This window comes from Calothrix sp. PCC 7507 (assembly GCF_000316575.1).
Lineage (GTDB): Bacteria > Cyanobacteriota > Cyanobacteriia > Cyanobacteriales > Nostocaceae > Fortiea.
The window spans coordinates 6,040,431-6,063,983 of sequence record NC_019682.1 but is presented as its reverse complement, the minus strand read 5'-3'; the positions used below and the strand labels follow the sequence as shown (position 1 = coordinate 6,063,983).

The window sequence follows — 23,553 nt, the reverse complement described above, 5'->3', positions numbered from 1 at the left end:
CCTGTGTAGACGCGGTTTCTAACCGCCGATTTAACGTTAAGTTGACTTATTTCCCCTCAATATACCTTTGCCACATCTGCTCGTAAGCCTTTTCCATCTCACGGGTAAACTGTTTGCCATTCCACAATGGGGCTGTTTGCCGCGATGCTTTCAGCTTCAGAGTGACTTGCTGACGTAAAGCCTCATCTTTCCCCAAGCGCACACCCCATTCTATATATTCTGCATCAGTCCAGGCAACGCCTTCAGTTATACCAGCATTTATCATCATGGTGTAGCTGTTACGCGCCGCAAATTGTTCGCCAACTCTAGTCACCAAGGGGATACCCATCCACAATGTTTCTAAAGTTGTTGTAGCTCCGTTGTAAGGAAATGTATCTAATACAACATCAGCAATTCCTAAATTAGCGCGATGAACGGACTCTAGATAAACTTGGGGTAAAAATCGTAATCGAGAGCAATCTACACCCTCTTCTTCCGCAATTTGATAAAAGAAGCGTTTAATGGCTTCTTCTTCAGACAGTCCTTTAATCAAAAAGTAACTATCAGGTACTTGTTTAAGAATTTGCATTTGCCACCTAGTTGTTTCTGGATGGCGTTTATATCCTCTTTGGGCGCTAAGATACACAACAGCATTCGTCGGGATATCTAAGTCCTCGCGCCGGAGAGTTGGTACACCAACTTCAAAACCATCAACTGCTATGTAAGTTTGCGGTAATCGCCAAATTTTCTCTGTATAGTAATTTTGTGCATCATCTGGTAAAACATAAGGATCTGCAATATAGTAATCGATTGCAGGGATACCTGATGCATCCCAACCCAGCCAAGTAACTTGAATTGGGGCTGGTTTAAGTGCCATCACTTCACTAGTAATATCTAGAGTAATACTATCAAGGTCAACTAAAATATCAATTTCATCTTGATATATCTGGTCGGCAATTCTTAAACCATTCATACCCAATTTATGAGCCGTTCCCGCATTATTTACATACCACTGCTGGATATAGTCGTCTATTAATTGATAGTTAACAAAATAGGTATGAATATCAAACTTATCCTGATTATGATGCTGAAATAACCAGCGAGCTAGCCAACCGACTGAATGATTTCTTAAAGCGTAAGAAATATAACCAATTTTTAATTTTTTAGTGGCAGATACAAAATCTCGATTCTTGATATTTTTGTGATCATAATTTTTGTTTTCAGACTCAGCCAGAGCTTGAATGTCACCATGAAAAATGTCGGCTAATTTATTATGAATCACTCGAAAATGAGCAGGAGCATCTTTAATGTGAGGTATGGCAAAAGATGGTGTCAGCAACCGTAATATTCTGCCTTCTTCTAAAGCAATTGGTTGGGCTTGGATAAACTGTTGAGACACATTTTCTAATTCTTTGCAAGTCTCACATATCTCTCTCCAATATCCCCCTGCTGACATTAAACCCCGCAACAGCAAATGAAGTGCAAAAATTTTATCAGCTAAACCTTCTGATAGCGAATAACACAATCTAGCTGTCTCTATCCCTTGAGAATAATTACGAGCATCTTGATAAAAAGTCGCTAAATGGCGCAAAATTTCTACATTTTCTGGCTCTAATCGCAAATGCAAATCAAGAAGAGATGCTGCTAGCTTTGGCTGTAGTAAAGTATGACCAATTTTTAGAGCAGCCGTAAGCAGTATATCGAAGCATTTATAAGTATCAGAAAAGTAAGGTAAACAAGCTTCTGCTAAATCTAAGTTTATTGGATGTAAAGGAATTTTAGTTAATACTTCCTGTAAAACTTGGATTAATAGTTCGGTGTTGACATTTGTGCCTTCTTTTTGGTTTAAAGCCTGAAGCAATCCCCACTCACGCAGCTCCTCAATTATTTCAATTTTTTCTAAATTAAGGGAAATCAGCGCAATGTGAAGTAAATTATTGATCTCAATAGGATTAATTTCTCGCATATGCTGACGAATTAACCAAGCTATAGAGTATTCCGCTAGGTTTTCGCGCCTTTCTGCTTCTATTTGCAAAAATTGAAATAGTTCATCTGTCCAAATTTGTAACTGTTCTTCATCTGCCTCTGTCATTGGCAGCATCCAAGTCATTTGTGCTTCTGCTTCTTCCCCTTGTAATAGCAATATCAATCCTAATCGCCAGTAATAAGAAATAGTATTTGGTTCTACAGTTATGGCTTGTTCGTATAATCTTGCTGCTTGCAGATAGTTTGCTTGTGCAAAGTATTGTTCAGCCTGATTTTGCCAGTTGTATGTATCAGTAATCATTGTATTTTTTGTGAAAAATTATGGGCGATAAAATATAGGAATCCTAAATTATTTTTGAAAAAAATTAAGTATATGTAGGGTGGGCAACGCCCACCATTTACGGGTTTTGGTGGGCAACGCCCACCGTACGGATATTTCAAAAATCAAATAGGAATTCTATATTGTGAATGACTCACATAACAGAAACAAAGTGGATAGAAGAATCTACCCACTTTGAAAAATACCTAATTTAGTTCAATCCAAACTACATGAATAATTAACTTTGAGATGAAGTGGTTCAGACAAACTGTGTTCTCATGTAGTAAGTGATTTCTCTACTTATTTTAAAGAAGTGAAGTTAGCGGGACAAGAAGGTCCGTTTGCGCCAGCGGTAGTATCTGCTACATCTGAACCACCGTTAACTCTTGCCTTGTCTGCTTCACACAAAATAGCTATGGTAGTAGCTTCACTAGTAGCAGATTGGGTTGCTATGCTCACACCACCAACATAAGTTTTGAGAGGTGCTGTACTAACTACTGTACTTGCTTGGTTAGTTACTAAGCTAGGAGTACCAGTACCACCGCCAGAAATTTTGTAGATATAATTTGTGGTTTGTGTTGCCACCCCAAGACCTAATTTACCAAAGTCAGCTTGGGCTGCAAATTGATTATTTTCCAAGTAAAATGCTTGTTGGGCGCGGTTCATAGAACCTGTATAAGTTTTCGCTTCTGACTGTTTAGCTTTGTTAGCTTGGTTCAAGAAAGAAGGCAAAGCAATCGCAGAAAGAATACCAATGATGATAATAACAACTAACAATTCAATGAGTGTAAAACCCTCATCTTCTTTCTTTTTTTGAAGGATGTGATGCAAAAATTTGGCTTTAAGTTCGGTTTTCATAAGTATTTTCCCAGAAGCGTGTTTATCGCCGGCTCTAAATGTAACTTACCCACTTGCGATCGCTTTCCTATCACCTGGGTAAAAAAGTTTCCCGAAATAAATTTCAGCAATCCAGAATCCTGACATCTAAAAACGCACAAACATCATTAAGCCCCTGGTTTTCTTCACCAAGGGCTGTTTTCTCGATTTCGATTCTGGGAGTAATTTATTCAAACTCAGGTGGCCATAGTTCTGTTACTGCTAGCTCCCAACCAGGTAACAAGTCTGCTAGGGTGAGTGTGTCGCCATTCTGCATCACTTCTGGGGTTTGGTTGAGTCTGTAAACCGTTACTGTTAATTTGTCTGGGTCAATCAACATGCCTACTGTAGAGCCAAGTTGCAAGAATAGTTGAATTTTCTCTTCAAGGGGTTTAATTCTGTCGCTTTTGGATTTAATCTCAACCATCAAGTCTGGAACCAACTCCGCAAAGTCGCGCTTAGTCTTTTTGAGTCTGTCAGCCCGCACAAAAGACACGTCAGTAGCACGTAAGTTTCTTCTTTCCGAGTTGCCTTCTTCTATACTTGGAAAAATAAACCCAGCACTGGAGCCAGTCACTCGCCCTAGTTTGCGCGACATCACCCAGTTATTCAAGAAGGTAATTAGGCGATCGCCAATTTCCTCTGACTCGTAATCTGATGGCCCCATAACTATGATTTTCCCCTCTACCAGCTCCATCTGCCATTCTGGATGCTCGGTTTGTAGCTGCTCTAAGTCTGTAATGGTGAGGGACATAACACACCAGATAACATTTCTGTATCTATCATACGTATTCAAACCTCCGAAAGCTACAATGTACTGTATTCAAAGAAAATCGCCTGCATAGTTTGCCATTAGTAGCATCAATGAAAACAGATGTAATTTTTTACGAACTTATCAAGGAACTACCGCAGATATTTTTTGACCTGATTGATAAACCTGATACTAATCCTAATATCTACACATTTATTGCACCGGAAATCAAGCAACAATCATTTCGTTTAGACGGATTATTTACTACTATCAAGGGATTTGAAAATGAACCTTTATACTTTGTAGAATTGCAAACCTACAAAGATGAAGAATTTTACGAGCGCCTTTTTGGGGAAATTTTTGTTTACTTTCGTCAATATAAACCAGCAAACTCAGACTGGTACGCAATTGTTATCTACGATCGCCGCATTCATGAAACCCCACCTCACCCTCGCTATCAGGCTTTAGTAGAACAACATCTCCGCTGTATTTATCTGAATGAACTTTCTACTAGCACTGAAGATTCCTTGGGGATAGGAATTGCTAAACTATTTGTAGAAACGCCTACAAAAGCTACTTCCTTAGCCCAACAGCTAATCAATCAGGCACGAGAAGACTTACTTGATGAAAATCTTCAAAAGAAAGTGCTAGCATTTATCCAAGCTATTGTATTTTATAAGTTCCCCAATCTTACTTTAGAGGAAATTGAAGCGATGCTTAATTTAGATGAATTCATAAATACTCGATTGTACGAGAGTATCTTAACAAAGACAAAATTGAAATTAGTCCCAAAACTTACGGAGAAAGGTATGAGCATCCAAGAAATAGCAGAATTGCTAGAACTAGAGGTTGAAACTATCAGGAAATATCTGCAAGAACAGTCAACTTAATGTGAAATCGGCGGTTAGAAACCGCAGCTACACAAACAAAACCCACACTTCCCTGCGGGACGCTACGCGAACGACAGAGCTTCAGTGACCACCTCCGTGGGTTAAAAAACCTTAATTTCTCGTGAGTCCGCGGAGGTGGACTTTGTCTGTGTAGCCGTGAATTCCATTCACTAGGGATAAAGTTGACACCTATGATCGCCGCCTCACATAACCAATATTAAATTGTTATGTTATATTAAGCGTAGTCGTTACGAGTTTATATAACTGCCATGACTAACCCGACTGTAGAAAACTTAGTAATTATCGGTTCTGGGCCAGCAGGGTATACAGCCGCTATTTATGCAGGACGAGCTAACCTTAAACCCGTCGTCTTTGAAGGGTTCCAAGCTGGGGGTTTACCTGGTGGACAATTAATGACAACGACGGAAGTCGAGAATTTTCCGGGGTTTCCCCAAGGGATTACTGGGCCGGAACTGATGGACTTAATGAAGGCGCAAGCAGAACGCTGGGGGGCTGAGTTATATACAGAAGATGTGATCTCAGTTGATTTGAGTCAGCGTCCGTTCACAGTTCGTTCAGAAGAAAGAGAAGTGAAGGCTCACACTATTATTATCGCCACTGGTGCAACAGCAAGGCGTTTGGGCTTACCTAGCGAAAAAACATTTTGGAGTCGGGGGATTTCGGCTTGTGCAATATGTGATGGTGCGACGCCAATTTTCCACGGTGCTGAGTTGGCTGTGATTGGTGCTGGTGACTCGGCAGCGGAAGAGTCAATTTATCTAACTAAATATGGTTCTAAGGTAAATTTGCTGGTACGCTCTGATGTGATGCGGGCTTCTAAAGCGATGCAAGACCGGGTTTTGAGTAACCCAAAAATCCAAGTGCATTGGAACACAGAAGTTGTAGATGTGTTCGGTAATAGTCATATGGATGGGGTGAGAATCCGCAATAATAAAACTGGTGCAGAGAGCCAACTGCAAGCCAAGGGTTTATTTTATGCGATCGGTCACACTCCCAATACTGGACTATTCAAAGGACAATTAGAACTGGATGAGTTGGATTACATCGCTACTAAGCACGGTTCACCAGAAACCAGTTTAGATGGTGTGTTTGCTGCAGGTGACGTGCAAGATCATGAATATCGCCAAGCAATTACGGCGGCGGGTAGTGGTTGTGCGGCTGCATTATTAGCAGAACGTTGGTTGTCGGCTAACGGTTTGATTCAAGAATTCCACCAACAGCCAGCAAGTGCAGTCAATGAATTAGCAACCCAGCCAGCTGCGAAGAAAACAGAAGCGGAAGAGGCGGCTGGATTTGATTTGCAGGCAACGCGCCATGAAGGCGGTTATGCTTTACGGAAGTTGTTCCACGATAGCACGCGGGTACTGCTTGTCAAATACGTATCTCCTGGCTGCGGTCCTTGTCATACTCTCAAGCCGATATTAAACAAGGTGGTGGATGAATTTGATGGCAAAATTCACTTTGTAGAAATTGATATCGACAAAGACCGCGAAATTGCGGAAAATGCGGGTGTGACAGGAACACCGACAATTCAACTATTCAAAAATCAGGAACTTTTGAAGGAAGTTAAAGGCGTTAAGCAAAAGAGTGAGTATCGCCAGTTGATTGAGAGTAATCTGTAGTGGGGCATTGGGCATTGGTACAGAAGTAGAAGTGCTATATATGCTTATGCCCAATTTCCCATTTTTTTCATTTTGAAGCCTAGTAGTCTGTCAGGGTTGAAATGAGGGACTGTAGTGTGAGCGTCTCGCTCACGCGGGCTTTTCGGCCCGCACTACCAAAAACCCCTCACAACAAAATTGACAAACCACTAGGCAACAGCAAGTAGCTATCATTTTCGCTATCAAAGACTGCTTTACATTCAATAGCTGCGTGGGAATAAGGAATTTGGGTGTAGGGTAATAACACCTTTTTGACAATAGGTCGATAATTATCTAAGGTATCCATTGTGTAATTCTCTCAGTTTCTGGATTAAAAACGTAGGGGGTCATCCGTAATTATCCAGCCTTCTTGAATTAAGGCATTCTTCACAACATCGTGATAAATATCTCTTGCAGGCATATTAAAATATACTAATTTACGAGAGATTTGTACTTAAATACTATTTCCTATTCCCCATTCCCTATTCTCTAATATGTAAAATGGTCAGCGTATCTTGCTCAATGCAGGCGATCGCTCATGGCCATGACAAAACGGCAACTGCCGTCATTTTTACGCTTTGCTAAAAATCCGAATCTTTCCCAGCGACTGATGTTCATTGGGATAGCCATTACTCTGTTGTTCTTATTCCTGGCTTTCTTTGCTCCCGTATTTCAGGCTTGGGGATGGCTACAAAACCCCAAAGAGTTCCTGAGTAACCCCATTCATGAACCACCTTCTGTGAAGCACTGGTTTGGTACAAGCCGCCTGGGATATGATGTTTTTTCCCGGACGTTGTTTGGTGCCCAAGCCGCCTTGCAAGTGGTGATTTTAGCAACGGCGCTGAGTATGTTGATTGGTGTGCCGTTGGGGATGCTCAGTGGCTATCTGGGTGGTAATTTAGATAAGGTGTTGCTGTTTTTGATGGATAGCATCTATACTCTGCCAGGGCTATTGCTATCCGTCACCCTAGCGTTTGTGGTGGGACGCGGGATATTAAATGCAGCGATCGCTATTAGTATTGCTTACATACCCCAATATTATCGGGTTGTCCGTAACCACACTGTGAGCGTTAAAACTGAGGTGTTTATTGAGGCTGCTCAAGCGATGGGAGCTTCAACTTGGGTTGTGCTGTCTCGATATCTGTTTTTTAACGTCATTCAAAGTGTACCTGTACTATTTACCCTCAATGCTGCCGATGCCATTTTAGTATTGGGCGGTTTGGGCTTTTTAGGGCTAGGATTGCCAGAAGAAGTGCCAGAATGGGGACACGATTTAAAACAAGCTCTAGAAGCGCTACCCACAGGCATTTGGTGGACTACGCTTTTCCCCGGTTTGGCAATGACATTGATGGTGATTGGATTGTCGCTAGTTGGTGAGGGTTTAAATGAATTTGTTAATCCTCGTTTACGGCGACAAAATAGTATCCGGAAATAGTCAACATCAAGTATGAAGTATGAAGTATGAAGTATGAAATTATCCCAATAATTACTTCTGACTCTTGGCTTCACACAACAGTTTCATCGTCTAACATTTTGTTGTATTTATTACTGAAAAAATTGTATGAAAGATAACATTTCGTTAATTGCTGCCGCTGCTGGTGGATTCATGCTTTCTGTGGCTTTGGCTGGGATCTTACGGGGTACACCAGTAATAGCTGGACAAGGACAATCGAGTATTCGTGTGGCTACTGTGACTAATTCACGAATCACCCCCAAGAAAGCAGAAAACCCGGAGTTATTTGGTAACAAGGCGCAAAAAAGCTAATATGCTTTTGGAACGCCTTTGTGTGTTGGTGTGAGTATTTGAAAGTGGTGGATTCTCAGGTAATTGGTATTGATTTGGGGGGAACAGCGATGAAGCTGGGAAGATTCAGCCAAGATGGTACTTGTCTGCAATCTCTGACTGTGGCGACTCCCCAACCAGCCACACCAAAGGCGGTGTTGGCGGTTATGGTGGATGCGATCGCCCAAATTGATCCAGATGATCAAGCAATAGCGATCGGTGTGGGGACTCCCGGCCCTGCTGACGCTAGAGGACGTATTGCCAAAATTGCTATTAACTTACCAGAATGGGTTGATGTGCCTTTGGCAGATTGGTTAGAAGCCAAAACTAGTAAGCCCACTGTTGTGGCTAACGATGCTAACTGTGCAGGTTTAGGAGAAGCTTGGTTAGGTGCTGGTCGTCCCTTTCAAAATCTGATATTGTTGACCTTGGGAACTGGTGTTGGTGGAGCCATTATCTTGAATGGGCAACTATTTGTGGGACATCAAGGTGCCGCTGGAGAATTAGGTTTAATCACCTCTAACCCCAATGGCCCTAAATGTAATAGTGGAAATCAAGGTTCTTTGGAACAGTACACCTCTGTCACTGCAATTCGTCGCCGTACTGGTAAGGAACCTGCAGAATTAGGTGCCCTTGCTCAAGTGGGAGATATGGAAGCATTGACATTTTGGCAAGAATATGGTAGAGATTTGGGTATTGGTTTAGTGAGTTTGATTTACGTCCTCACACCTGAAGCAGTGATTATTGGCGGTGGCGTTAGCGCCAGTTTTGAATTTTTTTTACCTGCGGTGAAGGCAGAAATTGAGCAGCGAGTTACGCCCATGTCGCGAGTGGGTTTAAAAATATTACCAGCCGAATTGGGCAACTCTGCAGGGATGTTAGGTGCGGCAAAGTTGGCAATTAATCAGTTAACAGTTAACAGTTAACAGTTATATAGGACTCCTATTTGATTTCTGAAAAAACTCAGTACATCTCTGCCTCACTTCTTACCCATAGCACTTCCCATTCAAATGAAGTACAAAAATATATCACGCTGTGTAAGGGCATGGCACTGCCATGCCCTTACCGATGTACCTCACGCTTGTTGAGAAATGCTATATTGCCTATTGCCTGACTACGCAAATACGTTCAATAATCAAATCGGATTCCTATAGCGTTTCCCATTGGTGTCAACTTAAGCTACAGATGACTTATTTGTTCGCTGACATACCTTAGGTTGTTGACTTTGAGGGTTTTAAGCCCAAAATGCATCAGACAAAATCATAGTCGTAGTGAACGTTATCATCAGGGCACAGCAGTGCCGATGCCCCTACGGTAAACACAAAAATTGCATGATAATTTTTAGCTAATTTCGTACAAAGTCAACAGCTTGGACATACCCGCCCAGAAATGAATTTCCGGGCTGATAAGGAAAGTTTACTCAAGTAAACTGGAGATTAAGAATTTTTAGTAATCTTGAGATTACTTTTGCTATGAGACTCAGAATTCATTCTGAGGCGGGACATGGGTTTCGCGTTAAGTTGACACCAATGGGCAGTGCTGTGCTACTATACCTCGCGATATAATGTCATACAGCATTTGCATGAGAACCGCTATATCAGTTAACAGTTATCAGTTATCCAGTCCCTTAAGACAAAGAATACCCAGTTGTTTTCTGGACAAATTGCATGACTTTTTGATATGACTCTGGATTACTGAGGGGGTTGATGATGATGGGGATAGTACCATCTGGTAACCAAAAAGTTATCCTGCCGTTAGATTCTTGACAAAAAGAACTGATGCAGTTCAAGTTGATTACATATTCATTTTTCTCATACATAATTGTCACCCAGTGGGCGCTATCTATTTCCAACCCCGTCACTAGTTTGATATATTCGATAACTTTCTGATAGTCTTCTAGGTTATTTTGTGGGTTAATTACAATCGGAATAGCACAATCTGGTAACCAAAATGTTACCCTGCCATTGCTTTCATAACAAAAAGCATTAACACGGTCAAAATTGACTACATATTCTTTCCTCTCGTAAAGGATTTTCACCCAGTACGCCACAAATTCTCCTCAAATAACAGATTTATGAATCATGAACACCAATTACATCACAAAGTCTCTTCTAGTCCCAAATAAGTGTCTTTGTTAACCTAGAAGAGTTCAAAATTGAAAAAATGACTTTTTTCGATTTTGAATTGTGAATTTTGTAGTACTTACGATAGTTATAGTAAGTAATTGGACATAATTAAGTTTAACTATGTTTTTTTCTATGATCCATAGGTGATGCTCGACCCTGATAAGTAATCTTGATTTTTGCCCACCTTTAATGTTGCTGCACTAAAGGTGGAGTGGAGTGGGAAATGGCGGCTTGCATGAAGCCTTTAAATAAAGGATGAGGGTTGCTGGGGCGAGATTGGAACTCTGGATGAAATTGACAAGCTAGAAAGAATGGGTGTTTTGGTAATTCGACGATTTCCACGAGACGTCCATCAGGAGATGTGCCACTAATAAGATAGCCAGACTCTAATAGTAGTTGGCGGTAAGCGTTATTAAACTCATACCGATGGCGATGTCGTTCGTAAATCACATCATCTTGATAGAGTTTATAGGCTAGAGTATTCGGCAGAATATGGCAGGGGTAAAGTCCCAAGCGCATTGTACCGCCTAAATCAACCACATCCTGCTGTTCTGGCAACAAGTTAATTACTGGCGCACTAGTATCAGGATCAAATTCAGCACTGTTGGCATCGGTTAATCCTTCTATGTTCCTAGCCCATTCAATCACGGAACATTGCATTCCCAAGCATAATCCTAAAAAGGGGATTTGGCGATCGCGGGCATATTTAATCGCGGCAATTTTGCCATCTACTCCCCGAATCCCGAAACCTCCAGGGACAACCACACCATCGACACCTTCGAGATGGTTTTCGGCTGATTCATCTTCCAGTGTTTCGGAGTTCACCCAACGTAGCCGCAGTTGGCCATGTGTAGATATAGCCGCATGATGCAGCGCTTCCACTACTGATATATAAGCATCGCCTAAGCGCACATATTTACCCACAATGGCAATTTCCACAGTGTATTTGGGACTGTGCAACTTTTGTACCATTGTTTGCCAATGCACCAGATTGGGTTTACGCTGTTCCATGTGCAGCAAATCCAAAACTTGCTCCGCCATCCCTTCCCGTTCTAGCATCAGCGGGACTTCATAAATGCTTTTGGCATCTTGGGAGGTGATGACGCATTCTTCGGCTACATCACAAAATTCTGATAATTTTTGTTTTAAGCCTATGGGTAGCGGGCGATCGCATCGACAAACTAAAATATCTGGTTGAATGCCTATTGATCTCAGTTCCTTCACAGAATGCTGAGTAGGCTTGGTTTTCATTTCACCAGCCGAAGCAATCCACGGTAGCAAAGTAACGTGCATGTACAGCACATTCTGCCGTCCTACTTCCTTGCGAAATTGGCGGATTGCTTCCAAAAACGGCAGTGATTCAATATCCCCCACCGTACCACCAATTTCCGTAATTACCACATCCGGAGTGATATCTTGAGCAATCCGCAAAATCCGTTCTTTAATTTCATTGGTGATGTGGGGTATCACCTGCACAGTGCCACCATTATATTCTCCACGCCGCTCTTTATTAATGACTGATTGATAAATCGAGCCAGTGGTAACGCTGTTCAGCCGCGACATTGAGGTATCAGTGAAGCGTTCATAATGCCCCAAATCTAAATCTGTTTCGGCACCATCTTGAGTTACAAACACTTCCCCATGTTGAAAGGGACTCATCGTGCCAGGATCGACATTAATATAAGGATCGAGTTTCAGAATCGATACAGAATAATCACGGGATTTGAGCAACCGTCCCAGACTTGCTGCTACAATTCCCTTACCGATACTGGAAACTACGCCCCCAGTTACAAAGACAAATTTAGTCATAGTAGTTTAAATTTCGAGTAACTTCTAAAAATACATCTCGTCATTGTGCCACAGTGGCTGTTGTGAAATCTTCTGCGTTCTTGCCGTGAAAAGATTCTTGGGTTTAGTAATATTAGGATGTCTTGTTACCTCCTCTGTAGCATTGGCAGAATCATCTCTTGTAGTTGTTTTTCCTCAAAAAAACTACCAAACAAGTGCGGAAAAAATCTTCTTTCTGGGCACAGCACCACAAGATGGACAGGTTTTCATCAATGGTAAGCCAATTACCCGCAGCAAAACTGGCCATTTTGCGCCCAGTTTGCCCTTGCAGTTAGGAGAGAATCTCTTTACTGTGCGTCACCTTAATCAAGAACTCCAGATTCGGGTGACAAGGCTGACTACTCAGCCCCAGCTACCAGAAGGATTAGCCTTCGCCAAAGATTCTCTCACTCCCTCCGCCGACATTGCCAGATTACCAGGGGAACTGATTTGTTTTAGCGCCATCGCCCCCTCTAACGCTAATGTTGCTGTCAACTTGGCGAATCAAAAAGTTGCCCTTTTGCCTCAACCATCACAAGCACAACTTCCCAGTAATTTAGCGGCCTTAACTGGGAGAAATCAACCTGCTACCCAGTCTACCGTGGTCAGGTATGAGGGTTGCACAGTAGCACAACAGCCTAGTTCCCTCAGTTCCGGTAATAATATAATTTCCGGTGCTATCATCCCAGATTCCGGTAAAAATGCCGATTTGGGTAAGCCAGAATTTCAATTGTCACTCAATGGTAAGACTGTAACTCAACCAGGAAGAGGCAAAATTCAAATCCTCTCACCCTCACAGTTACCTGTTATTGAGGTGATAGCAGACTCAGGTGTTGCTCGCACAGGCGCCAGCACCGATTATTCTCGACTCACACCACTACCGAAAGGAACACGCGCCCAAGTCACAGGGAAGGAAGGCGATTGGTTACGCCTAGACTATGGTGCTTGGATTAATAGCAAAGAAACTCAAACTTTACCAAATGCGATCGCACCACACACTATTATTCGTAGTGTAGGATATCGTCAACTCTCTGGGGCAACAGAGATAATTTTCCCCCTCCAAATTCCCGTTCCTGTGAATGTCCAACAAGGTGATGCCTTGTTCAGCCTCACTCTCTACAACACCACTGCCCAAACAGATATTATTCGTACTGATAATAACCCCTTAATTTCTCGCCTAGATTGGCAACAAGTGTCTCCAGGACAAGTTAAATACACCTTTAACCTCAAAAAATCCCAACAATGGGGATACAAGTTGAGATATGAAGGTACAAGCTTGGTTTTAACCTTGCGTCATCCGCCTACATTCGGACAAACAAAAAATAAGCCTTTATTAGGCATCAAAATCTTACTAGATCCAGGACATGGAGGGAAAGAATCAGGTGCCAGTGGCCCAACTGGATATCTCGAAAAAGATGCCAATCTTGTAGTATCCAAGTTACTACGTGATGAGTTGCTCAAGCGGGGGGCGACGGTGGTAATGACACGAAACGACGATCGCGATCTTTCCCTAGCAGAACGTCAAGCAATTATTAGTAAAGCAGAACCAGCGATCGCTCTTTCTATTCATCACAACTCTTTACCCGATGATGGTGATGCCCAAAATATCAAAGGATTTTCTGCCTTTTGGTATAATCCACAAGCTCACAACTTAGCCTTATTTTTGCATAACTATATAGTGAAAAATTTAAAAAGACCTTCCTATGGTGTTTTATGGGATAATCTAGCACTCACACGTCCCACTGCAGCCCCATCAGTATTACTAGAATTAGGTTTTATGAGTAACCCTGATGAATTTGACGGTATAGTCAACCCACAGGAACAGCAGAAAATGGCTAAAGCACTAGCTGCGGGTATTACTGAGTGGTTTCAGAAGGTGCGGTAGAATTGCTGAAAAATTTTTCCTAAATTCATTAATGGAGACAATGTGAAGACAATGTGTATAATTAATTCTATCTAAGTACTGGCAAACCTTGTTTTGACCGTAATTTTTCGTAGGTTTACTGTTTTTTCATACTTTCCATAAACTAAATTTATAATTCTTGAATCATAATTACACTGACACTGACAACTGTTCTCATATTTTTTTGACCTAGCCAGTAATAGGTTTAGTCAGCCTTCTTGAGTCGATTTTTAATTAATCAATATTTTGAGAAACCCTCAGAATATAGTGAGAGGAAATCTCTTATTCACAAAGGTTTAGAGAAAACTAAGGAGAATTCTAAACGTGAAATTTAAAGATTTTAGTCTGCATATATGGGTTTTTTACAATCTCATGTCTCCATTCGCTGCATACACACGTAAAAGACGTATGCAGTTGTTCGGTGAGTGGCTAGGTTCAGCAAACAACAAACCATTACGGGTATTGGATCTGGGAGGTAGCTCTGAGATTTGGGAATTTGTAGAACGACCCCTCGATATCACCCTTCTCAACCTTCCCGGTGAAAACAGAGACCGAAAAAAATCTAGATGTCATCGATTCACTTATGTTGAAGGAGATGGTTGTGATGTCAAAGCCTTTGGCGACCAGGAATTCGACCTAGTTTTCACGAATAGTGTGATTGAACATGTCGGAGATGAAGAAAAACAAGAAGCGTTTGCGCGTGAAGTTATTCGCCTTGGTCATCGTTATTGGGTGCAAACGCCATCTAAATACTTCCCGATTGAAGCACACTGTGGAATGCCTTTTTGGTGGTTTTATCCAGCATCATGGCGCGATCGCTTAATTAAGAGATGGAGAGAAAAATTACCAGATTGGACAGATATGGTCGAGGGAACCCGTGTTCTCGAGCTTGAGCGATTACAACAGTTGTTTCCCAATGCAAAATTGAAAGTCGAAAGGATTCTCGGTTTTCCCAAAAGTTACATTTTGTACACAATGTAAAAAACAGATACCAGAGTTAAAACGGACTGCTATGGCAACACCTGTTTAAGCCTTAATATCTGTAACCTTCAATGCAAATAGAAGCGATTGACCAAATTGGTGTAAGGATCATCATCCTTCACATAAGCTACAATTACTTTATATTTTTTTAAAGAACAATTGTAAGGTTTGTGTATGAATCTGACAGCATACAATGACTTTATATTTTCTTTAAAGACATTGTGTTTTTTTACATATTAACTTCATATTAGCTCTTGGAAATCACTGAGAAACAAGTTATATTTATTCCTACATGGGTAAAGTATTACTTGGTAATGCGAATGCCCAAGTAATACAAGATTTAAAACTACCTTCAGCAAGCAATTCTTTTGATCAGGTAATAGAACTTCTGGGTGCATCAACCAATCCCGCTTTGCTGAAATATCATGTGTGCAGAGAAAATACTGAATATTTTTTATACTTATGCACTTGTGCTGTAAGTATATTGGCGTAAGCGTATTCAGCGATAGATATCAGAAGATCTATCTGCTGGAAGATCCTCTCTATGTATAAATGCAACAAATAAGTTGTAACCTAATGGATAGTATTTTACCCAAGTGTCGTGTATTTGTATTTTCTACCAATAAAAAAAATGGCCTTGTCAAAAATACCTAGATCCTGTAGAGAAATTTGTTTTCACATCTGTGATGAGAAAAGTTAATCTTCTGAATCTGACTATCCATAGCATCACAATGCTTGAGTTGTTAGAGAGGCTAAAGTTCGGTGGTGTTGTGTTTACCCCTAATGTCGATCACTTAATGAAATTGCAGAGGAATCAAGATTTTTATGATATATACCAAGATGCAGATTACAGGGTCTGTGACAGCAAGATTTTGATGTATGTATCTAATTTCTTGGGGACACCAATATATGAAAAAATTTCCGGTTCAGATTTGTTCCCAGCTTTTTATACATACTATCGATATGACAAAAACATCAAAATCTTTTTGCTAGGGTCTGAGGCGCAAGTAGTGAGAATGGCGCAGCAGCAAATTAATTTAAAGGTGGGTCGGAAGATTGTCGTTGCATCTCATTCACCTTCCTTTGGATTCGAGCAAAACGAACAAGAGTGTCAAGAAATTGTAGAGATGATTAACCAATCGGGTGCTACCGTCTTAGCAATTGGTGTAGGCGCTCCCAAACAAGAGATGTGGATCGCTAAATATAGAAATCGGTTAAATCATGTCAAGACATTTCTAGCTATTGGCGCAACCATTAGTTTTGAGGCAGGAATTATTCAGCGATCGCCAAGATGGATCAGTGAAATGGGTTTTGAGTGGTTATACAGGCTTTTAAGCGAACCTAAGCGTCTCTGGAAGCGGTATATTTTAGATGCGATCCCGTTTTTTTGGCTAGTCATCCAACAAAAATTACAGCTTTACAAAAATCCCTGGCCAACCAATAATCAAAATAAAGTTAGTCACACCCAGCCTCTAGTAAACAATGTGGAGAATATCAAGTAGATCGTAAATTATGCCGATATTGCCGAAAGCTTGACCGATAAATTTAACCACTTTAGGCGAAAGGGAGGCAGGATAAATATTGAACAAACCTTTGACTATATATAGAGAACTGTCACCTTATCAGTTACTCTTTTACTTATTTAATTAAGTGTTTCCCACGAATTGTTCATCTAAAGAAGCAGCAAATATCATGCAGACAAAAGGTTATTCTGAAGAAAAAGGTTATCCCGAAGAAATAGATGTTCAAAAATACTGGCTAGTTGTCAAACGCCGTTGGGTAGTTGCATCAGGAGTTTTTGTCACATCTGTAGTATGCACTGGACTAGCAGTATCACTACAACGACCAGCCTACCAAGCAACTGGACAGGTGCTTGTACAGTCAAGTAAAACATCATCACTGACTGGTGTCGGACAAAAAATAGGTGATCTAGAATCTTTGAAGCGTGAAGGTAATCCCCTCGACACACAAGCTGTTGTCTTGCAGTCCTTACCTATTCGCCAGCAAGTCATCAGTACTTTGAAGCTCAAAGGAGCAGATGGTAAACTTCTAGATCCAAATGCACTTGCCATCAAAGTTGAGCCGATTGTCGGTACGGATGTACTGAAAATTTCTTACACTACCGAGCAGCCCCAATTGGCAGCAGCAGTAGTCAATCAACTGATGAAAGCTTACATTGCCAATAATATTTTTACTAACCGCGCAGAAGCCTTGGCTGCAGGAGAGTTTGTTGCTAAAGAATTACCAAGAGCTAAATTAGAACTAGACCGAACTGCAGAGACACTACGTCGGTTTAAAACTCAAAATCAGATTATCGAGCTAGAAGAAGAAGCAAGTGCGGCAGTTGAGACAATAACTGATCTTAACGACCAAATCAATAGAGCTAAATCTGATCTAGCAGACGTGGGTGCCCAAGAATTAGCAATCCGCAGTCAAGTAAATCTAGAAGCGGATAAAGCTGTAGAAGTTACTTCTTTAAATCAAACACCTGGTGTGCAGGAAGTTTTAACAGAACTGCAAAAGGTGCAAACTAAGCTAGCTGCTCAACAAGGACTCTACACTGCAGAGCATCCAGCAATTGTTTATTTAAAAAATCAAGAAATAGCTTTAAACGACCTATTGCAGCAGCGAACTGCCCAAGTTGTCGGCTCGAATGTAAAAATTGCCCCTGGTAATTTGCAGATTGGGGAACTCCGGCAAAAGTTGGCTGCGGATTTTCTCGCCCTCCAAGCAAAACGCCTGGGTATTCAAAGGAAAATAGATGCCTTGTTGAATCAGCAAAAAGCTTACAAGCAAAGGGCTGATATTCTACCATTTTTAGAAAAGAGGCAAGGTGAGCTACAACGAAGCTTGTTAGTTGCACAGAAAAACTATGAAACCCTCATCACTAGGCTACAGGAAATCCGCGTAGCAGAAAATCAAACTGTTGGTAATGCCCGTGTAATTCAACCTGCTGTAGCTCCCAAACAACCAGCTGCTACTAAACAGCTCCTATTCTTAGCGGGAGGTGGACTTGTTGGGGCGCTGCTAAGTATAGCTGCGGCCTTCTTTGTTGACCTAATTGATAGAAGATTGAAAACAGTCAAAGAAGCCGAGGCTCTTTTTGGCTATACACTCCTGGGGTTAATTCCCAAGTTTGAAACCAATCATTTACTCGAAAGCCCTGCATCTGATAAAATTTCACCGCGAGTAATTGTCGCTAAATCACCCCGCTCGGTGATTCATGAAGCCTATCAAATGCTGCAAGCTAACCTGAAGTTTATTAGCTTAGATAGAAAAGCTCGGACTATTGTAGTGACGAGTTCTGTATCTGGGGAAGGCAAATCAGAAGTTACTGCTAATTTAGCTACAGTCATGGCTCAAGCAGGAAGACGAGTGCTGCTAGTTGATGCAGATATGCGTCAACCATCTCAACATCACTTGTGGGGTCTAATCAACTCTGTGGGTTTCAGTAATGTGATTGCCGGTGAAAATGAATTCTCAGAAGCAGTGCAATCAGTTACAAATAACTTATCCGTACTCACGGCTGGAGTTATGCCTCCTAATCCACTGGCCTTAATTGATTCTGAACGCATGACTTCTCTGATGGAAATGTTCGCTCAGAGATACGACTATGTCGTTTTTGATACTCCATCTTTAGTTGGAACCGCTGATGCCGCAGTCCTAGGCAAAATGGCGGGTGGAGTATTAGTAGTAGTTCGACCTGGTCTTGTTGATTCAGGTAGTGCTACCGCAGCTAAGTCTTTGCTTGCAAGGTCTGAGGCTAATATTCTAGGGATTGTGGCCAACGGCGTGAATGTGAAATATGAACCTGATAACTACTTCTACTACAGCAACTCTCGTTCTGAAGTGAGAGCAGATTCTGTAGGTAGGCAGCGAGCTACGGTATCTAGTAAGTAGGGATGAAATGAAAATGTATGCAGATGCTTTCAGCTATTTCTAAATGGAGGTTTCTGCATTCATCATCACTGTGAGATCAAGGTATATTTAATTGTGTAATTATATACAGACAGGTGCGGATCTGAAGCCCAAAAACTGAAAATATCCACAAAGAAGTATATATTCTGGACTGATATTTAACAATTCCAAATCTATCATTAGGTAGAAATGCGTAGTTGAGCAGTAAAAATTTTAATTTAGGTGAGATACTTGTAGCAAGTTTTAAACCATCGTCTGCTCAATCATATGAATAATTTGGAATTTGGGATCATCACTCCTAGCTATGCTCCAGACTTTGAAAGATGTAAGCTACTATCCTGGAGCATTCAGAACTTTATCTCCCCTGCTGTCACACATTACATTATCGTTGATGCCAGAGATTTACCTCTTTTCCGTCAGCTAAAAAGCCCGAATACTGAAATTATTGCTGTTGAATCGATGTTACCTTGGTGGATTCAACGTTTGCCTCTAGTTAAAAATGGGTGGTTGAGCTTAAAAACTGTCTTTATTCGCAACTGGCTACTCCAGCAAATTGTGAAATTGGCAGTTGCTCAACATATTAACAAAGACATTTTTGTGTTTGTTGATTCGGATGTAACATTCATTCGTCCATTTAACTTACAAAGCTTTGTCCGCGAAGATCAAACCCGGCTTTTCCGAGTACCTAATCAATATAATAGGGAATTCGTGACTAAATATCCAAGATTTGAAAAGTGGCGGCAAACAGCTAGTAACTTACTCGGGATAAATCAGTCAAAATTACCAACTTCAGGCTACGTCGGGAACATTATCACTTGGCGGCATGACAATCTTTTAAAGCTTTATGAACATATTGAGAAGGTTTCTGGCAGAGGATGGATGAAAACTATATGTGGTTCATTACATCTTTCGGAATACATTCTATATGGGATCTTCGTTGACCAGGTGCTGCAAGATAAGTCTGGTCATTATTATGATTCAGAGCGGATTTGTCATGAATATTGGTCTAACAAATCTATGTCAGATCAGCAGCTACAAAAGTTTTTTGCAGAAACTCTTCCTGAAGATAAAGCTGTGATGATATCAGCGAAAGCGGGAATTACTCCACAACGATATCAACAGCTATTACTAGTAGATTAAGCAAATTGATTCGAGGTTTTTCACAACAGCGCAGAATCGTCAGATATGGAAATCAATAACTTAACTGTAGGTGTAAAACTCAACCTGACGGCAAATACAACTGCCGCAGCAACCCCTTCCTTGGGTCTTTGGGAACAAATTAAAGAAGACTGGATTGCTCATGGACGAGATTGGACCAAGCCTGGATTTCGAGCAGTAGCAGTTCATCGTTTTGGAGTTTGGCGAATGAATATTCAACCTAAACTCTTACGTACACCCTTTAGTATCTTTTATCGGATGTTATTTCGGAGAATTCGTAATAATTATGGCATTGAATTGCCTTACACTGTTCAACTCGGCCGCCGTGTCGTTGTTGAACATCAAGGAGCAATTGTCATTCACGGACACTCTATAATTGGCGACGATAGTATTATTCGCCAAGGCGTGACCTTGGGAAACCGTTATTTAGATCAACCGTTTAATGCACCTAAATTGGGTCAAAATGTGAATGTTGGTGCAGGGGCGAAAATTTTTGGTGATGTGACTATTGGCGATCGCGCAAATATTGGTGCTAATGCTGTAGTTCTCTGTGATGTACCAGCAGGAGCAACAGCAGTCGGTATCCCAGCACGAATTATTTATGCTTCTAAGTCTCAGAAAAGTCCTCTCGTACCTGAACTGATTGGTTTGGAAGAGAACTGCTAAATAGTAGTAATTTTTGGTGTTGCATATTTATGGGATCAGAGTCTCACTAATGGACGTGGAACAGTCTCACGCTGAAGCAGGCGATCGCGTCTTTACATTAAGAAGCCATCTCCGTAGGGTAGACACACCGAAAAATCCATCAGCTCATCCCGCAAATATGCAACGCGCAATTTTTTGATCGGACAATATTGCGGGTATCACAAATGTCTATTTACCAAGTCCTGATTTTATGCATTGACGCACTACTAATAATAGGGGCACTAGGGGTACTAGTTTTGTGCCTAATGCTTTTGTTAGAGTGCATTGCAGCCCTCTTACCTGTGCCGGCGCAGGCTAGTAACGATCGCAGGCAAGATCCAAAAGTCGCAGTCTTAGTTCCTGCACATAATGAAGAACTTGTCATCCGTACAACACTAAATGACTTAATACCAGAATTAACATCTCAACACCGCTTAGTTGTCATTGCTGACAATTGCAGTGATGCCACAGCAGAAATTGCTCGTGCTGCAGGTGCTACAGTCCTCGAACGTCACAATCTCGATCTCAAAGGTAAGGGATATGCTCTAGAATATGGGTTGCAATATTTAGAGTCAGAGCCACCGGATGTGGTCGTGTTGATGGATGCTGACTGTAAAGTTCATCCAGGTGCGATCGCCCAACTCACCCAACAAGCGATCGCCACAAAACGTCCAATCCAAGGCGTTTACTTGATGGAAAAACCCGAATCCCCCACACCAAAAGACGCAGTATCAGCCTTTGCCTTTAAAGTGAAAAACTTAGTCCGTTCTAGTGGGTTAGCTCGCATGGGACTACCTTGTTTCCTCGATGGTACAGGCATGGCTTTTCCTTGGTCAGTCATTCGCTCAGTTGATATAGCCAATGGCAACATCGTTGAGGATATGAAACTCGGCTTAGATTTGAACATCGCCGGACACAGACCAATGTTTTGCCCACAAGCAAATGTCACAGGTTATTTACCTCAGCAATCTCAAGCAGCTACTAGCCAGAGAACCCGCTGGGAACATGGACATTTACAAACTCTAATAACCTATGTTCCTCGGTTGTTACAGGCCTCACTCCAGCAAAAAAGGTTTGACCTATTCATCAGCGCCCTAGATTTGTGTATACCACCCCTATCTTTGCTGGTTCTGCTCTGGTCAGCACTGATGACAGCTGCTGTGCTGTGCGGCTTCTGGGGAGCATCATGGATACCTACAACTTTATTAGCTGGTGCAGGAGCATTTCTGCTGACTGCCATTTTTGCAGCTTGGATTAAATACGGGCGTACTGACATCCCACTGCTGCAGCTTTTAAGCATTCCGATTTACATTCTTTGGAAAATACCGCTGTATCTAAAATTTTTGGTTAAACCTCAGAAGAATTGGGTGCGTACAGAGCGGAACTAAGTAAATACTTCAGAGTCTTAGTCAGTATCTAAACTTTTCACAAATAGTTTTCATACGCTGCATACACTAGCATGAATAAACAATGTAGTATATGAAAATACAAAAGATCAGAAAATGTCTAAAAACCTCCGCATTATATACGCCGTTGGGCCGGAAGATGTCATTAAAGCCTATAATTATTGGAGTAAAAATCAAGATGACCCATCACAAGTATCAGTTACCTACTCTAGCCAGTTCTATGAACTTTGCAGAGATATAGATGCTTATGGTTACGTAATTGCACAATCTCCCCAGCAAGAAATTGTCAGAGATCAACGATTTATCATTGAGCGTCGCCTAATTCCGTCAACTGATGCATCAGGGATTTCATATCATTTCCGACAAATTTGGTTTGGATTGCGGTTACTTATTTCTGCAATTCGTTTTCAAGCCAATATCATCGTCGTAGATAATGGCATAACGCACTGGTTTTTTTTGTCTATATTTGCCTGGATAGGGATAAAAGTTATTCCGTCTCTACAATGTACCCTTTGGTGCAAATACTATCCGCCTTCTTTGGGTGAGAAACTGGCTTTGAGACTGAGCCGTAATTTTTTTGCTTTTGATTGCAAAGCAATACTCGCTGTATCCCATGACATAGCGGCACAAGTCGATCAACTTACACTTGGTCAACATCAAGAGGTTTTTGAATTCTTTCCTACCTTTTATAGAGCAGACTTTGAGAATATTCCCCCAGCTAAAATTGAGCAGTCTCCCTTCCGTGTCCTATTTGTGGGTCGAGTCGAGCAAAGCAAGGGTGTGTTCGACCTATTAGAGATTGCAAAGCGGTTTGCGTCCGAAAATAGGCGAGATATCAAGTTCGATATCTGTGGCGAAGGCTCATTACTAGAACCTCTGCGTCTTGCTGCCAAACAAGCTGATGTTGGTGACTTTTTTATATTTCATGGCTACTGCAATAAGATGCAAATGAAGGAATTATTTAGTAGCTCCCATGTCGTCATTGTACCAACCAGAAAAGATTTTGTTGAGGGTTTTAACCGAGTTGTGAGTGAGAGTATTTTATCAGGTCGTCCTGTAATTACCTCAGCAGTTTGTCCTGCTTTATACTACGTTAAGGATGCAGCCATTGAGGTAGCTCCTAATGATGTGAAAGCTTATGGCGATGCATTACTTGATTTATATAGCGATCGCCAGCTTTATGAAGAAAAGAGAAAAGCTTGTGTTATGGCACAAGAGCAATTTTACGATACTGGTAAGAGTTGGGGAAACAGCCTTAAATCTATTATTGAAAAAATTCAGTAAACCTGAGATAAAGATATTAAG

At 41.3% G+C, this 23,553-nt stretch carries 19 protein-coding genes and 1 pseudogene; 13 read left to right on the top strand and 7 right to left on the bottom strand.

Annotation, left to right across the window (positions count from 1 at the left end; translation table 11 throughout):
• Positions 1-46 precede the first annotated feature (46 nt).
• The 3 genes from CAL7507_RS25970 to CAL7507_RS25960 form a co-directional block, all read right to left on the bottom strand.
• On the bottom strand, positions 47-2,266 hold the full coding sequence (locus CAL7507_RS25970) for a hypothetical protein (protein ID WP_015131462.1): 2,220 nt from the start codon (positions 2,264-2,266) through the stop codon (positions 47-49).
• Between the two features lie 318 nt (positions 2,267-2,584).
• Entirely contained in the window at positions 2,585-3,142 is a 558-nt protein-coding gene (locus CAL7507_RS25965; RefSeq protein WP_015131461.1) for a type IV pilin-like G/H family protein, read from the bottom strand.
• 205 nt (positions 3,143-3,347) lie between these two features.
• Positions 3,348-3,914 carry a Uma2 family endonuclease gene (locus CAL7507_RS25960; RefSeq protein ID WP_015131460.1) on the bottom strand — a complete coding sequence of 189 codons (567 nt, stop codon included), beginning with the start codon at positions 3,912-3,914 and terminating at the stop codon, positions 3,348-3,350.
• A gap of 110 nt (positions 3,915-4,024) precedes the next feature.
• Between CAL7507_RS25960 and CAL7507_RS25955 the strand changes: the two genes are divergently transcribed.
• Both CAL7507_RS25955 and trxB read left to right on the top strand, forming a co-directional pair.
• Positions 4,025-4,801 (top strand): Rpn family recombination-promoting nuclease/putative transposase, encoded by a 777-nt coding sequence (locus tag CAL7507_RS25955; RefSeq protein ID WP_015131459.1) that lies wholly within the window; start codon positions 4,025-4,027, stop codon positions 4,799-4,801.
• A gap of 269 nt (positions 4,802-5,070) precedes the next feature.
• Positions 5,071-6,444 (top strand): thioredoxin-disulfide reductase, encoded by a 1,374-nt coding sequence (trxB, locus tag CAL7507_RS25950; protein ID WP_015131458.1) that lies wholly within the window; start codon positions 5,071-5,073, stop codon positions 6,442-6,444.
• A gap of 166 nt (positions 6,445-6,610) precedes the next feature.
• Here the strand turns inward: trxB and CAL7507_RS25945 are convergent, their stop codons facing one another.
• Positions 6,611-6,769, bottom strand: a complete 159-nt coding sequence (locus tag CAL7507_RS25945; protein ID WP_083862925.1) for an element excision factor XisI family protein — start codon at positions 6,767-6,769, stop codon at positions 6,611-6,613.
• A gap of 33 nt (positions 6,770-6,802) precedes the next feature.
• Positions 6,803-6,883: pseudogene (locus tag CAL7507_RS31095) on the bottom strand (element excision factor XisH family protein); the annotation flags it as partial.
• 117 nt (positions 6,884-7,000) lie between these two features.
• Between CAL7507_RS31095 and CAL7507_RS25940 the strand changes: the two are divergent.
• The 3 genes from CAL7507_RS25940 to CAL7507_RS25930 all read left to right on the top strand — a co-directional run bounded on the left by CAL7507_RS25940 (position 7,001) and on the right by CAL7507_RS25930 (position 9,171).
• Positions 7,001-7,897, top strand: coding sequence for an ABC transporter permease (locus CAL7507_RS25940; RefSeq protein WP_015131457.1), 897 nt, complete (start codon positions 7,001-7,003; stop codon positions 7,895-7,897).
• 126 nt (positions 7,898-8,023) lie between these two features.
• Entirely contained in the window at positions 8,024-8,227 is a 204-nt protein-coding gene (locus tag CAL7507_RS25935) for a hypothetical protein (RefSeq protein ID WP_015131456.1), read from the top strand.
• 44 nt (positions 8,228-8,271) lie between these two features.
• Positions 8,272-9,171: an ROK family protein gene (locus CAL7507_RS25930; RefSeq protein WP_042342522.1), complete on the top strand. Its 900-nt coding sequence runs from the start codon at positions 8,272-8,274 to the stop codon at positions 9,169-9,171.
• Between the two features lie 701 nt (positions 9,172-9,872).
• Here the strand turns inward: CAL7507_RS25930 and CAL7507_RS25925 are convergent.
• Together CAL7507_RS25925 and CAL7507_RS25920 are read right to left on the bottom strand one after the other, a co-directional pair.
• Positions 9,873-10,295: a hypothetical protein gene (locus tag CAL7507_RS25925; protein WP_015131454.1), complete on the bottom strand. Its 423-nt coding sequence runs from the start codon at positions 10,293-10,295 to the stop codon at positions 9,873-9,875.
• Positions 10,296-10,557: 262 nt separating this feature from the next.
• The gene (locus CAL7507_RS25920) at positions 10,558-12,180 is read right to left on the bottom strand and encodes a CTP synthase (protein ID WP_015131453.1); all 1,623 of its coding nucleotides are present in this window, start codon (positions 12,178-12,180) and stop codon (positions 10,558-10,560) included.
• Between the two features lie 85 nt (positions 12,181-12,265).
• Here CAL7507_RS25920 and CAL7507_RS25915 point away from each other — a divergent pair, with 85 nt between their 5' ends.
• The 8 genes from CAL7507_RS25915 (at position 12,266) to CAL7507_RS25875 (ending at position 23,532) form a co-directional block, all read left to right on the top strand.
• On the top strand, positions 12,266-14,083 hold the full coding sequence (locus tag CAL7507_RS25915; RefSeq protein WP_015131452.1) for an N-acetylmuramoyl-L-alanine amidase: 1,818 nt from the start codon (positions 12,266-12,268) through the stop codon (positions 14,081-14,083).
• Between the two features lie 390 nt (positions 14,084-14,473).
• Positions 14,474-15,082, top strand: a complete 609-nt coding sequence (locus CAL7507_RS25910) for a methyltransferase domain-containing protein (protein ID WP_042342521.1) — start codon at positions 14,474-14,476, stop codon at positions 15,080-15,082.
• Between the two features lie 686 nt (positions 15,083-15,768).
• Positions 15,769-16,584: a WecB/TagA/CpsF family glycosyltransferase gene (locus CAL7507_RS25900; RefSeq protein WP_042341597.1), complete on the top strand. Its 816-nt coding sequence runs from the start codon at positions 15,769-15,771 to the stop codon at positions 16,582-16,584.
• A gap of 190 nt (positions 16,585-16,774) precedes the next feature.
• On the top strand, positions 16,775-18,982 hold the full coding sequence (locus CAL7507_RS25895) for a GumC family protein (RefSeq protein ID WP_015131448.1): 2,208 nt from the start codon (positions 16,775-16,777) through the stop codon (positions 18,980-18,982).
• 285 nt (positions 18,983-19,267) lie between these two features.
• Positions 19,268-20,140 carry a DUF6492 family protein gene (locus CAL7507_RS25890; protein WP_015131447.1) on the top strand — a complete coding sequence of 291 codons (873 nt, stop codon included), beginning with the start codon at positions 19,268-19,270 and terminating at the stop codon, positions 20,138-20,140.
• A gap of 45 nt (positions 20,141-20,185) precedes the next feature.
• Positions 20,186-20,824 (top strand): serine O-acetyltransferase, encoded by a 639-nt coding sequence (locus CAL7507_RS25885; RefSeq protein WP_015131446.1) that lies wholly within the window; start codon positions 20,186-20,188, stop codon positions 20,822-20,824.
• 203 nt (positions 20,825-21,027) lie between these two features.
• Positions 21,028-22,230, top strand: a complete 1,203-nt coding sequence (locus CAL7507_RS25880) for a glycosyltransferase family 2 protein (protein ID WP_015131444.1) — start codon at positions 21,028-21,030, stop codon at positions 22,228-22,230.
• 114 nt (positions 22,231-22,344) lie between these two features.
• Positions 22,345-23,532, top strand: coding sequence for a glycosyltransferase family 4 protein (locus CAL7507_RS25875; RefSeq protein WP_015131443.1), 1,188 nt, complete (start codon positions 22,345-22,347; stop codon positions 23,530-23,532).
• The last annotated feature ends 21 nt before the right edge of the window (positions 23,533-23,553 follow it).

What these genes read in the sequence shown, in the direction of transcription:
- CAL7507_RS25970 (WP_015131462.1), bottom strand. Translation starts at nt 2,266, where the DNA reads ATGATTACTGATACATACAACTGGCAAAATCAGGCTGAACAATACTTT.
- CAL7507_RS25965 (WP_015131461.1), bottom strand. Translation starts at nt 3,142, where the DNA reads ATGAAAACCGAACTTAAAGCCAAATTTTTGCATCACATCCTTCAAAAA.
- CAL7507_RS25960 (WP_015131460.1), bottom strand. Translation starts at nt 3,914, where the DNA reads ATGTCCCTCACCATTACAGACTTAGAGCAGCTACAAACCGAGCATCCA.
- CAL7507_RS25955 (WP_015131459.1), top strand. Translation starts at nt 4,025, where the DNA reads ATGAAAACAGATGTAATTTTTTACGAACTTATCAAGGAACTACCGCAG.
- trxB (WP_015131458.1), top strand. Translation starts at nt 5,071, where the DNA reads ATGACTAACCCGACTGTAGAAAACTTAGTAATTATCGGTTCTGGGCCA.
- CAL7507_RS25945 (WP_083862925.1), bottom strand. Translation starts at nt 6,769, where the DNA reads ATGGATACCTTAGATAATTATCGACCTATTGTCAAAAAGGTGTTATTA.
- CAL7507_RS25940 (WP_015131457.1), top strand. Translation starts at nt 7,001, where the DNA reads ATGGCCATGACAAAACGGCAACTGCCGTCATTTTTACGCTTTGCTAAA.
- CAL7507_RS25935 (WP_015131456.1), top strand. Translation starts at nt 8,024, where the DNA reads ATGAAAGATAACATTTCGTTAATTGCTGCCGCTGCTGGTGGATTCATG.
- CAL7507_RS25920 (WP_015131453.1), bottom strand. Translation starts at nt 12,180, where the DNA reads ATGACTAAATTTGTCTTTGTAACTGGGGGCGTAGTTTCCAGTATCGGT.
- CAL7507_RS25910 (WP_042342521.1), top strand. Translation starts at nt 14,474, where the DNA reads ATGTCTCCATTCGCTGCATACACACGTAAAAGACGTATGCAGTTGTTC.
- CAL7507_RS25900 (WP_042341597.1), top strand. Translation starts at nt 15,769, where the DNA reads ATGAGAAAAGTTAATCTTCTGAATCTGACTATCCATAGCATCACAATG.
- CAL7507_RS25895 (WP_015131448.1), top strand. Translation starts at nt 16,775, where the DNA reads ATGCAGACAAAAGGTTATTCTGAAGAAAAAGGTTATCCCGAAGAAATA.
- CAL7507_RS25890 (WP_015131447.1), top strand. Translation starts at nt 19,268, where the DNA reads ATGAATAATTTGGAATTTGGGATCATCACTCCTAGCTATGCTCCAGAC.
- CAL7507_RS25885 (WP_015131446.1), top strand. Translation starts at nt 20,186, where the DNA reads ATGGAAATCAATAACTTAACTGTAGGTGTAAAACTCAACCTGACGGCA.
- CAL7507_RS25880 (WP_015131444.1), top strand. Translation starts at nt 21,028, where the DNA reads ATGTCTATTTACCAAGTCCTGATTTTATGCATTGACGCACTACTAATA.
- CAL7507_RS25875 (WP_015131443.1), top strand. Translation starts at nt 22,345, where the DNA reads ATGTCTAAAAACCTCCGCATTATATACGCCGTTGGGCCGGAAGATGTC.